Here is an 11,501-nt window from a genome sequence, read left to right as displayed (position 1 = left end):
AAGCGAGAGTGGTTGCTAGCATGATTAGAAGTTGAAAAACCTCTCTTCTATACTTACATCCTTACTTGTTTAGGACTACCGATTTGGGTTCAAATGCAAGCGGCACTGTCATCGCCACTGAGTTGACCATATTCAACCATAAGACTTGGAGAGACAGAATTGGTAGATCTCTGGCGAGTAAAGCACTAATTAAAATCGTCATCGACTCGCCACCGTTGACAGGGAGGATAAACGCGATCGCCTTGCGTAAATTTTGATAGACCGTCCGTCCTTCCTCTACTGCGGCTTCAATCGAAGCAAAGTTATCATCCGTCAGCAGCATATCGGCGGCTTCCCTAGCAACATCCGTTCCCGCACCACCCATCGCTACGCCAATATCGGCTTGTCTGAGGGCTGGGGCATCATTTACCCCGTCTCCCGTCATGGCAACAATTTCGCCTTTGGCTTGTAATGCTTCTACCAACCGCAATTTTTGGGCTGGGGCGACTCTGGCAAAAACTACACCTTCTTCCACCGCCTGCGCCAATTCGCGATCGTCCATTTGGGCGAGTTGCTGCCCTTCAAATGCCTCCACCCTACCATCTTTTTGCAAACCCATGCGGAGGGCGATCGCTTTCGCTGTGGTAATGTGGTTGCCCGTAATCATCTTCACGTCAATTCCTGCCGACTGACAGTTGCGTACTGCGGCGATCGCTTCAGCGCGTGGTGGATCGATCATTCCCTGCAAGCCGATAAAAACCAGATCGGATTCGATATCGTTATGGTCTACAGAAGTCTGGTTATCCCCTACTGTTTTTTTGGCAAAAGCCAGCACTCGTAATCCCTGCTTTGCCATTAACTCAACCTGCTGTTCGACTTCGGCGCGGTTGATGGAAATAGAGTTGCCGTTTCGATCCAGCATTTGCCGAGTGCGGCTCAAAATTGCTTCTACAGAACCCTTGACATAAATAACTTTAGATTCTTCCCCACTCCCGTACGGGCGGGTTTCTAAACCCACCCGTACCGACTCCCCACTCGCCAGTTCATGCAACGTCGCCATGTACTGAAACTGAGATTCAAACCCAATTGCATCCACTCTGGGAATTGACTCTACTAATTCGGACTGACTCAACCCTGCTTTCTTAGCAACTGCAATCAAAGCTCCTTCCGTCGGATCGCCCACGACTACCCAGCGATCGTTTTTTTCTTCTAAGTGAGAGTCGTTGCACAACAACCCAGCGATTAAACATTCTTCCAGAGCTACAGGCAACCTCTCCCTCATCTCCCTCAGCTCTCTTATCTCCCCTTCTGGACTGTAACCCGTACCGCTAACAGTAAAGCGATCGCCTCCAGCGTAAATCGCTTGCACTGTCATTTGGTTTTCGGTTAGCGTTCCTGTTTTATCAGAGCAAATGACTGTTGCACCGCCTAAAGTTTCTACCGCAGGTAGCTTGCGGATAATCGCGTGGCGGCGTGCCATGCGGTTGACTCCAATTGCCAACGTCACCGTTACCACTGCTGGTAGTCCTTCAGGAATGGCACTGACTGCTAAGGCAACAGCCGCTTCAAACATTCCGGCAAAGGTCTGTCCTTGACCCAACCCTACCGCTAACGTGAGCGCCGCCAGCCCTAAAATGACGTAGAGTAACGTGCGGCTAAATTTGTCAAACTTGCGAGTTAAGGGCGTACTCAGGTTACTCCGTTGCTCGATGGTTTGGGAAATGCGCCCTACCTCCGTATTGCCTGCTGTTGCTACGACAATACCGCTTCCCTGTCCGAAGGTAACAAAGCTACCTGCATATGCCATGTTAAGCCGTTCTGCTAAAGGAGCGTCAGGCTGAAGTGGAGCGGTTGACTTTTCCACTGGGACAGATTCGCCCGTGAGAGCTGATTCGTCTACTTGCAAGTTCCGGCTATTTACCAAGCGCAGATCGGCTGGCACTTTATCGCCAGAAGCCAGCATGACGATATCTCCAGGTACGATTTCTCGTGAGGGAAGGCGAATCTTTTGTCCGTCGCGCAATACAGTTGCTTCTGTAGTGACGGCTTGCGCTAAAGCGGCGATCGCCCCTTCTGCTTTTGATTCTTGCACGAAACCGATAATCGCGTTAATTACCGTTACACCCCAAATCACGATCGCATTTGTCCAAGAACCTAAAAAGGCTTTGATGATTCCGGCGATTAATAAGATATAAAGTAGCGGCTGGTTGAATTGCAATAAAAAGCGCCACCATGCTGGTTTACCTGGTTTAGCCTTGAGTTCGTTTTCCCCATACTGGTTCAACCGTTTCCTAACTTCTGCTGCTGTTAAGCCCCTATCTGAGTTAGTATTCAGCGAGTGGGCTACTGCCTGGGCTGCAAGTTCGTGATATTGAGGTTCTAATTGGCTACCTGTTGCAGAGGTTGTCATTGTTTGTTTCTATGGCGTTAATTAAAGTGCAAGGCTTTTGCAAGAGACCAAACAAGGCAAATGATGGACAACATAATTGCTAACCCTAACTAGAATAAATGACATCTTTTATTTCAGTTTTAGAGATAAATATGATGAGAAAGTGACAAAAAAATACCAATAATTCAACTTTAGGTAATTTTGAGTGAAAGCTGAGCGCAGTTTTGTTTCATCTCTTAACTAAGGATAAATTTATCTGGCTATCGAGGTATTAATAGAAACTACATTTGTTATAAAGTGCGATCGCACTTCCTCTGAGTGCGAAAGTGTAACGTGATGCCGTTACCTACACCAACTACCGTGATTCAAGCGTTCTGCACTCCTATTGAAATGGAAACTACAAGCAGGGAGAAAATAACAAAAGCTTAAAGTAGCGTTGAGTGCGGGAGCAAAAATTCTGACTCTGACGATTCTCTCTGCATCTTGCAAACACAATTTTTGTCCGTTAACAAAATTTACTAGCTATTTCCTATAGCAATCCTATTTGATTCATGAACGTGGAGCAGGCTAAAAGCCTACTTTACAAATCATTTAGAACTGCTATAGAACGCCTATTCACACGCGGCTTCCTCACCCCTAGAGACAAACTGCTATTTGCGATCGCTTATTACTGCGCCTGTCGCGTTAGTGAAGTGCTGGCGCTGACGGCTGAAGATTTAGCAGCTAGTGTGGTGACGCTGCGTAAATGTACTACCAAGGGCAAGATTGCCACGCGCACGCTGCCAGAGTACCCGAAGCTACAGGGATATTTAGCAGCTGACGATCCACCGTCTGGTCTGTTATTTCCAGAACGCAATGGAAACAAGCCACTCACTAGAGCAGCTGCCGATCCGATCCTCAGAGCTGCTTGCCAGCGAGCGAGGATTAGAGGTGCTTCGACTCATTTATTCTCTTTTCGGTAGAGTTGGCGCTGCCGATCGAACTCAACTGGGTAAGCCCAATAGCTACAAAGTAAAAAACTAATTTCTCTCTAGAAGAGGGAAGGGCGCTCTCAATTTATTTATGCAACAAAGCCGAGCGCACTTATTACAATAGTTTAAGGGTGCTGCTAAAACGGACTCATACCGATTATGATTAAATTCGTGACTATTTCATGGCAATTTAAATCGCTTTCTCGGTAGCTCCAATTTGCAACTGTAGATTAGCGTTTTTCCAAAGACAGGAGATAATATGAGCAGCGAGAGCGGATGCCCGTTTACGGGCGGAGGTCAGAAACTTACGGCTCGTCATATGCCGTCGAACCGAGACTGGTGGCCGAAGTATTTGAATCTGAGCATCCTCCACCAGCACTCACCCCAGGCTAATCCCATGAGTGAGGCGTTCAACTACGCTGAGGAATTCAAGAAGCTCGACTTAGCGGCTGTGAGGGCAGATATCTTTGAGCTGATGACTACCTCTCAGGACTGGTGGCCAGCCGACTACGGTCATTATGGTCCTCTCTTCATTCGGATGGCGTGGCACAGCGCAGGTACGTATCGGATCGGTGACGGTCGCGGCGGCGCAGGGTCGGGTAGCCAGCGGTTTGAGCCGCTCAACAGTTGGCCCGACAATGCTAACCTCGACAAGGCGCGCATGTTGCTTTGGCCAATCAAGCAGAAATACGGCAAGAAAATCTCCTGGGCTGACCTCATGATCTTCGCTGGCAACTGCGCGCTTGAGTCGATGGGCTTCAAGACGATCGGCTTTGCCGGCGGGCGCGAGGACATCTGGGCACCAGAGGAAGACATCTACTGGGGTTCTGAGAAAGCTTGGCTAGGTGGCGAGCGTTACGACGACGATCGAGTGCTTTTAAATCCCCTCGCTGCCGTTCAGATGGGTCTGATCTACGTGAACCCAGAAGGACCAAGCGGCGAACCCGATCCGATCGGCTCAGGGCGCGATATTCGCGAAACCTTTGGTCGGATGGCGATGAACGATGAAGAAACGGTGGCGCTGGTTGCCGGTGGACATACCTTTGGCAAATGTCATGGTGCGGGCGAATCATCGCACGTAGGTCATGAGCCTGGAGGGGCAAGCATTGTAGAGCAGGGTCTCGGCTGGAAGAGCGCTTTCAACACGGGTGTAGGCGTTGATGCGATCACTAGCGGTATTGAAGGTGCATGGACTCCTACTCCAACGCAGTGGGACAACACCTATCTCGACACCCTATTCAAATATGACTGGGAGCTGACAAAGAGTCCCGCTGGTGCGTGGCAATGGAAACCGAAGAACGGTGCTGGCGCGGATACAGTGCCTGACGCGCACGATCCGTCGAAGCGGCACGCTCCTATGATGACCACGGCGGACATGGCTATGAAGATGGACTCCATCTACGAGCCGATTTCACGGCGTTATCATGAGAACCCAGATGAGTTCGCCGACGCATTTGCCAAGGCGTGGTTCAAGCTGACACATCGCGATATGGGTCCCCGATCGCGCTATCTCGGTTCAGAGGTGCCAGCGGAAGAGTTCTTGTGGCAAGATCCCATCCCCGCGGTCACCCATGAATTGATTGATGAGCAGGACATCGCCGCGCTCAAAGGTAAGATTCTTGCTTCGGGACTGTCTGTCTCACAACTCGTTTCGACTGCCTGGGCATCGGCATCAACGTTCCGTGGGTCTGACAAGCGCGGTGGAGCGAACGGAGCGCGCATTCGTCTTGCGCCTCAGAAGGATTGGGAAGTCAACCAGCCGACCCAACTGGCAACAGTGCTGCAAACCCTGGAGGCGATCCAAGAAGAATTCAACAGCTCACAGTCTGGCGGAAAGCGGGTTTCGCTCGCTGACTCGATCGTTCTGGGCGGATGCGTGGGCGTTGAACAAGCGGCGAAGAACGCTGGGCATGAGGTCAAAGTTCCCTTCAAGCCTGGACGTGCGGATGCGTCGCAAGAGAAAACGGATGTCGAGTCCTTCGCCGTGCTTGAGCCAACCGCGGACGGGTTCCGCAACTACTCTAGCGGCAAACACAGCGAATCGCTTGAGGAGTTGCTAGTCGATCGGGCGCAATTGCTGACCCTGTCAGCCCCTGAGATGACGGTTCTCGTGGGCGGCTTGCGCGTCCTGGGTACGAACTTTGGAGCGTCCAAACACGGTGTCTTCACCGATCGCCCAGAGACGTTGACCAATGACTTCTTCGTTAACCTGCTTGACCTGGGCACGACATGGAAAGCGATCGCTGAAGATGAATATGAGTTCGAGGGGAGCAGTCGCAAGACAGGCGAACTCAAGTGGACTGCTACCCGTGTTGACCTCATCTTCGGCTCAAACTCTCAGCTACGCGCCCTCGCGGAAGTCTACGGATCTGAGGATTCGCAGCAGAAGTTTGTGCATGACTTTGTGGCAGCGTGGGACAAGGTGATGAACCTCGACCGCTTCTAAGCGTAACTTCCACGGTCATTGGGCGATCGCAGGTTGAGGCTACGCAAATCGGCAGAAATCCTGAGCGCAGGTGAAAGCCAGAGACAATAATGAGGGCGGCGTTTCAACTTGTCTTGAAACGCCGCCCTAGCTTTAGACCCTGACTTGTACGTTGCCAGTTTTATTCCCTCAGTGGAGCAGCGAGACTTGCGAGATTGAGTGCGTCCGAAGGGCATTGAGGCAGTATTAGCTTCTGGATGAGTGAGGCAGTGATTGAGCAATGGCGCAACGAGCAAGCATACTGGGAGACGGGGAGCCTCTAACTATTACAGTGACACAGCGGTTACTACTTCGGGGCACGATTCAATCGTTGTTTCATCTGGCAGGACGGCAAACAGAAAGCTTTTTGGAGTCGTTGTTTATAGTGATGAGAATTGAGTTGGCAGCGTCCGACAAAGCACATTTAGTTACAAAGTAGAAGGCTAATCACCGCATCATTAAAGGTGAGGCGTGACTTTCTCTTATTCATGCAACAAAGCCCTTGAAAGACCTCTTCATCTATGACTTACATCCTTACTTGTGTAGGACTACCGAAGGTGCTAGAGTGAAACTAAAGAAATATGTTTAGAAAGTTAATTCCGCAATTCTCTTTTGTCTGAGCCAACCGGAGAGATCGGGAAAGGGAGTCTAGATATGACTGAATTTGTGCAACAAAAAATAGCGTCAAAAGAAACTGGTGTAAATCAGGAGCATTCATTAACAGTAGGAACATCTGCCGGTTTGGTATGGTTTACAGCATCCCAGCAGTGGATGGAACTGGAAGGTCACAGTATCACTGCGATCGCTCCAAGCCTGAACGGACTATGGGCGGTGGTTGATGGCAAGTCGGTATGGCATCGCGATTCTGAGGGTGAATGGCAAGTAGTAGCCCCAAGTATTCAAGATTTGCAGTTGAATTGTATTCAGCCACTGAGTGGGAAAGTTCTGGTCGGTACATCTAATACTCATCTTTTCTGGATTGTAGATGGTGGCATTGAATTCATCCAAAGTTTTGATACAGCTCAAGGGCGAGACGAGTGGTATACACCTTGGGGTGGGTTACCAGATGTTCGCTCTATGGCAGGAGGACAATCGGGCGAACTTTATGCCAACGTACACGTTGGTGGCATCTTGCGTTCCCAAGATCGCGGACGTTCGTGGCAGCCAACTATCGATTTGCACTGGGATGTTCACCAAGTCATCACTGTTCCAGATCGTCCTGGTGTCGTGCTAGCAGCTACAGCAGAAGGATTGGCTACGAGTACAGATAGAGGCGATACATGGAGCTTGGATCGAGCTAACCTACACTCCACGTACTCCCGCGCTGTTGCTATTTGTGGCGAGACAGTCTTGATAAGTACCTCTAGCGGTCCATCGGGTGCTAAAGCCGCAATTTATCGGCGATCGCTCGACCGAGCGGGGACTTTCGAGAAGTGCGATCGAGGTTTGCCGCAGTGGTTTTCACACAACATTGATACGGGAAGCCTTGTGGCGTTAAAGGATAGAACTGTTTTTGGTACGAGTAAAGGTCAGATCTTCCTATCAGAGGATGCGGGCTTGACATGGAAACAGTTCGCCTCAGATCTGCCACCAATTCACTGCTTGAATTTTTCATAACGCAGCCACAAACAATCTTTTAGGAAGAGGAATGAATATTGAGAATCTTTTTAGAATGAACTTCAGTTCTAATTTAAGAGGATAGGAGTTATGACAGATCGAAAACAAGAGAAAGTCACCTCTGAAGTTCAACAAAAAGTGGCACCAGAAGTAGAAGTGAAATCTCCTGCGGTCGAGGACAGTGAAAATCCAGAAGATCCTATTTCAGAAGCAGGTGAAGTTCCTAAAACGGGTGATGCGCCTGCTGATTGATAGAACTTTTCGCGTCTTCACGTCTCGATCCGTTCTCCGATCGCAAGGTGTAAATGTCAGAAATGGCGATCGCGTTACGATCCGCAATTCATCTAGTAACTACAGTGCTTCTTCTGGTACTGTATGCATTTTCTAGCAAATGACTTGCCAAAAAAGTAAATAAAGTAGATACAACTGTAAGCGATCGCCGTTAGCAAAATTTCAATTAGTTACTCGATCGATAATGTCTCATCGCAGGTGTAACGTGTTCTGCTTCTGTGTCGCGATTCACCGCTGAATGTTGTACCGTAAGTACGGAGCAGGGAGCGTGATGCAGGACGTAGTTGCTGACACTACCCATAAACAATTCGCTCAAACCAGAGTGACCCCGACGACCCATAATAATTAAGTCAGCTTGCCAATTTCGCGCAAACTCGCAGACAGTACGGCTAGGACTACCAGCTATCTGACTAAACTCCGTTTTCACTCCCGCCGCAGTTGCTTCATCTGTAAAACTTTGCAGCATTTCCAGTCCTTTATTTGCAAACTCGTCCCATCGCTGGCGCTGCATTTGGATGATTTCGCTACTCATCCCATATCCCTGATAGTAGTCTGCATGGGACATCATATAAATATCTGGGCTACCCTCTTCTTCAGCAGAGAGTACGTGTAATAGCATGACGCTAGCATTAAGTGCCTTTGCTAAGCCTAGTGCTTCCTCAAAAACGCTGCGATTAAGACTAGAAGTATCGAGCGCTACTAATATTTTTTGAAACATATGAAGTTACCTCCAAATGTATTGTTGGTAATTGGTAATTGGTTACTGTTCTCTACCCATTTACAAACTTAGTAAAAAACTTTGAGGAAGTTGTGAGGATGTTAAACGGAATTTACCCAATTCACTTTTTTATCTATTGCAACACCATCCAAAATTGTATGTCCCTTGTAACTGTTAGCCTGAGATTGAATAACAATATAGACCAAATCTTCATTTAAAATATTTCTAAGAGTTCTCTCGCCATCAGGATCGACTCGTACTACTGTTCCTTCACTGATGGGAAAAATCTCACCATCAATTTGAAATTCACCTTCACCTTGAAGGAAGAGATAAACTTCTTCATTTTGCTTGTGTTTGTGGTAGAAAGGAATTGCTGCTTTTGCTGGTAGCTTATTGAAGGAGATTTCACAACTTGTTAAATCTACAATTTGCTTAATAAATAACTTGCCTTCAACTTCAATTACTCTTGATGGTAGTTGAAAGGAGAAATGATGTAGCTGCGATAACTTACCTATATTAGCTACAGTAAAGTTTTCACCATGCTTTGTTTTATAGTCAAATGCTGTCATATTTTTGACTCCTTTTGAGACTTTAAGTTCTGCTAGCAATAACTTCTATTTCGACTTTGGCTCCCTTGGCTAATGCATTTACACCAATGGTCGATCGCGCTGGAGGATCGAGATCGAAATAGCGGGCATAAACTTCATTGACGGATACAAAATCATTCATATCGGTCAAGAAAATAGTCGTCTTTACTACGTCTTGCCACTGTAAACCAGCCGCATCCAAAATCACTTGAATGTTCTGCATTAAATAATCAGTTTGTTCTGCCGCTGATTCTGAAAATACTGCATCGTTTTTAGCATCGTATGCAAGTTGTCCCGAACAAAATACTAAACTTCCTGCATCGATAGCCTGGGAATAAGCTTTGACGGGAATTGCTACATCTGGCGCATACACAACTCGTTTAGGCATAGATATCAATTAATAGAAACAGACAGGTCTGTATTGTTACTGCCATTAGAAGATGTAACAGACAGGTCTGTATCATGTCAATAGGGAGATACCAATGCTATGCCCTGATGAGATGCCAAGATGAAGAGAAAACAATGTCAAGCGATCGCAAAACCTCAACCCGCCAGAAGATTCTAGAAGTTGCTGACGATCTGTTCTACCGCGAAGGAATTCGGGCAGTAGGAGTAGATATAATTATTGCTCAGTCAGGAGTTGCCAAAACGACGCTATACCGCTACTTTCCTTCTAAGGATGACTTAGTGGTGGCGTATTTAGAGGAACGTCAAAACAGCTTCAAGCGATTATTTGAAATTGCGATCGCCCGATACCCAAACGAGCCGAAACAGCAGATAATTGCTTTATTTGCCTGGTTAGACAAGTATTTGGCAAAACCCGAATGTTACGGTTGTCCGTTCTTGGTGACAGCATCGGAGTTACCGGAACTAGAACATCCGGCGCATCAATTAGCTGTAGCTAATAGGATAGCAATTCGCGATCGCCTCGTGTCTTTAGCTGAAGCAGTGGGAGTAGACAACCCTCAACAGTTAGGCGTTCATCTCCTGCTATTAATTGACGGTGCATTTACCCAAAGGCGGTTATTTGGAATCGAAGGTTTTGATGTAAGATTGAAACCTATTGTTGCTCAATTAGTCGATGGTAATGGGTAATGGGTAATTGGTCATTTGTCATTGGGTAAGAAGTATTTTCACGCACCACGACGCAGCTAATATCGGCTTATCCGCTTTGCCGCTCGCTGCAACACCCCACGCACCACTCTCTACTGATAACTGAATTGACTACGCAATTTTCCTTCCAAGTTTCCACTCGTTGCAGCCAAACTAAAGCCCGTGCAGGTGTCTTTCACACTCCTCATGGTGCGGTTGAAACTCCCCGCTTTATGCCCGTAGGGACGCTGGCAAATGTGAAAACCGTCACTCCCACACAACTTCAGGAAACAGGGGCGCAGATGGTTTTGGCAAATACCTATCACTTGCATTTGCAACCAGGGGAAAGGATTGTCGAAAAAGCTGGGGGATTACACCAATTCATGCGCTGGAATCAACCAATCTTGACTGATTCTGGCGGTTTTCAGGTTTTCAGTTTGAGCGAAATGCGGCAGATTACCGATGATGGGGTAATATTTCGATCGCCTCATGACGGACAGATGATTAATTTAACCCCAGAGCGATCGATCCAAATCCAAAATGCTTTGGGTGCTGATGTGATTATGGCATTTGATGAATGCCCCCCCTATCCCGCCAGTCGTGAGGAGGTAGAAGCAGCGACACAAAGGACATACCGCTGGCTAGAACGTTGTATTAGCGCCCACCAGCGCCCCGATCAGGCGTTATTTGGTATCGTCCAAGGGGGAGTCTACCCAGATTTACGGGCGGCGGCGGCTGAGGCTTTGGCAGGGTTAGATTTACCTGGATATGCGATTGGTGGCGTGAGTGTAGGGGAACCACCAGAACTGATTGCCAAGATCGTACAAGCAACAACTCCCATGCTACCAGTAGATAAGCCTAGATATTTGATGGGGGTAGGCACGTATAAAGAAATGGCACAAGCGATCGCGTCTGGTATGGATCTATTTGACTGCGTGATTCCTACACGCCTTGCCCGTCATGGCGCAGCTTTGGTAAAGGGGGAACGGTGGAATTTAAAAAATTCTCAATATCGGGAAGATTTTCAACCTTTAGATGAAACTTGTCCTTGTTACACTTGCCAAAATTTCACGCGGGCGTATATTTCTCATTTGGTGCGATCGCAAGAAATTTTAGCTTATACTTTGTTGACCATTCATAACATTACAGAATTAGTTCGGTTTACCCAAAAGATTCGAGAGGCAATAATTGGCGATCGCTTTACGACAGAATTTGCTCAGTGGTTGAGTTAGCAGATCGGCACGTTAATAAAACGGTAGGGGCGCACAGCTATGCACCCCCACTAAATATATTTCTAAATTTTTAAAGAATATCCCCTAATGGGACTTTAAAACTTTCTAAGCCCAAAGATAGCCTGACTTGGCTTTGTGAGCGGCAAATACGTTGATGTGGG

Annotated in this window: 11 protein-coding genes and 1 pseudogene; 7 read left to right on the top strand and 5 right to left on the bottom strand. The window is 47.7% G+C overall.

Going from position 1 to position 11,501, the window contains the following annotated elements:
* Window positions 1-79: 79 nt before the first annotated feature.
* Window positions 80-2,389: pseudogene (locus DSM107010_RS34730) on the bottom strand (cation-translocating P-type ATPase); the annotation flags it as partial.
* 530 nt (window positions 2,390-2,919) lie between these two features.
* Between DSM107010_RS34730 and DSM107010_RS34725 the strand changes: the two are divergent.
* Both DSM107010_RS34725 and katG read left to right on the top strand, forming a co-directional pair.
* Window positions 2,920-3,330 (top strand): site-specific integrase, encoded by a 411-nt coding sequence (locus tag DSM107010_RS34725; RefSeq protein ID WP_106168813.1) that lies wholly within the window; start codon window positions 2,920-2,922, stop codon window positions 3,328-3,330.
* 268 nt (window positions 3,331-3,598) lie between these two features.
* Window positions 3,599-5,785, top strand: a complete 2,187-nt coding sequence (gene katG / locus DSM107010_RS34720; RefSeq protein WP_015156185.1) for a catalase/peroxidase HPI — start codon at window positions 3,599-3,601, stop codon at window positions 5,783-5,785.
* Here katG and DSM107010_RS34715 read toward each other — a convergent pair.
* Window positions 5,782-6,060 carry a hypothetical protein gene (locus tag DSM107010_RS34715; RefSeq protein ID WP_127025145.1) on the bottom strand — a complete coding sequence of 93 codons (279 nt, stop codon included), beginning with the start codon at window positions 6,058-6,060 and terminating at the stop codon, window positions 5,782-5,784. The two genes, katG and DSM107010_RS34715, sit on opposite strands and share 4 nt — an antisense overlap.
* Before the next feature lie 397 nt (window positions 6,061-6,457).
* Here DSM107010_RS34715 and DSM107010_RS34710 point away from each other — a divergent pair, with 397 nt between their 5' ends.
* The 3 genes from DSM107010_RS34710 to DSM107010_RS39045 all read left to right on the top strand — a co-directional run bounded on the left by DSM107010_RS34710 (window position 6,458) and on the right by DSM107010_RS39045 (window position 7,808).
* Window positions 6,458-7,420 (top strand): WD40/YVTN/BNR-like repeat-containing protein, encoded by a 963-nt coding sequence (locus DSM107010_RS34710; protein ID WP_106168812.1) that lies wholly within the window; start codon window positions 6,458-6,460, stop codon window positions 7,418-7,420.
* A 90-nt stretch (window positions 7,421-7,510) separates the two neighbouring features.
* Window positions 7,511-7,672 carry a hypothetical protein gene (locus tag DSM107010_RS39050; RefSeq protein WP_015156182.1) on the top strand — a complete coding sequence of 54 codons (162 nt, stop codon included), beginning with the start codon at window positions 7,511-7,513 and terminating at the stop codon, window positions 7,670-7,672.
* Window positions 7,656-7,808: a hypothetical protein gene (locus tag DSM107010_RS39045; RefSeq protein ID WP_158631944.1), complete on the top strand. Its 153-nt coding sequence runs from the start codon at window positions 7,656-7,658 to the stop codon at window positions 7,806-7,808. Before DSM107010_RS39050 ends, DSM107010_RS39045 begins: the two co-directional genes overlap by 17 nt.
* A 69-nt stretch (window positions 7,809-7,877) precedes the next feature.
* Here the strand turns inward: DSM107010_RS39045 and DSM107010_RS34705 are convergent, their stop codons facing one another.
* From DSM107010_RS34705 to DSM107010_RS34695, 3 genes are all read right to left on the bottom strand, one after another.
* On the bottom strand, window positions 7,878-8,429 hold the full coding sequence (locus DSM107010_RS34705) for a universal stress protein (protein ID WP_015156181.1): 552 nt from the start codon (window positions 8,427-8,429) through the stop codon (window positions 7,878-7,880).
* Between the two features lie 101 nt (window positions 8,430-8,530).
* Entirely contained in the window at window positions 8,531-8,998 is a 468-nt protein-coding gene (locus tag DSM107010_RS34700; protein WP_015156180.1) for a cupin domain-containing protein, read from the bottom strand.
* 22 nt (window positions 8,999-9,020) lie between these two features.
* Window positions 9,021-9,404, bottom strand: coding sequence for a Rid family detoxifying hydrolase (locus DSM107010_RS34695; RefSeq protein ID WP_106168811.1), 384 nt, complete (start codon window positions 9,402-9,404; stop codon window positions 9,021-9,023).
* Between the two features lie 74 nt (window positions 9,405-9,478).
* Between DSM107010_RS34695 and DSM107010_RS34690 the strand changes: the two genes are divergently transcribed.
* Together DSM107010_RS34690 and tgt are read left to right on the top strand one after the other, a co-directional pair.
* Window positions 9,479-10,111: a TetR/AcrR family transcriptional regulator gene (locus DSM107010_RS34690; RefSeq protein ID WP_106168810.1), complete on the top strand. Its 633-nt coding sequence runs from the start codon at window positions 9,479-9,481 to the stop codon at window positions 10,109-10,111.
* A 125-nt stretch (window positions 10,112-10,236) separates the two neighbouring features.
* Window positions 10,237-11,340 carry a tRNA guanosine(34) transglycosylase Tgt gene (gene tgt / locus DSM107010_RS34685; protein ID WP_127025142.1) on the top strand — a complete coding sequence of 368 codons (1,104 nt, stop codon included), beginning with the start codon at window positions 10,237-10,239 and terminating at the stop codon, window positions 11,338-11,340.
* The last annotated feature ends 161 nt before the right edge of the window (window positions 11,341-11,501 follow it).

This window comes from Chroococcidiopsis cubana SAG 39.79 (assembly GCF_003991895.1).
Taxonomy (GTDB): domain Bacteria; phylum Cyanobacteriota; class Cyanobacteriia; order Cyanobacteriales; family Chroococcidiopsidaceae; genus Chroococcidiopsis; species Chroococcidiopsis thermalis.
This window is presented reverse-complemented; position numbering and strand designations above follow the sequence as displayed.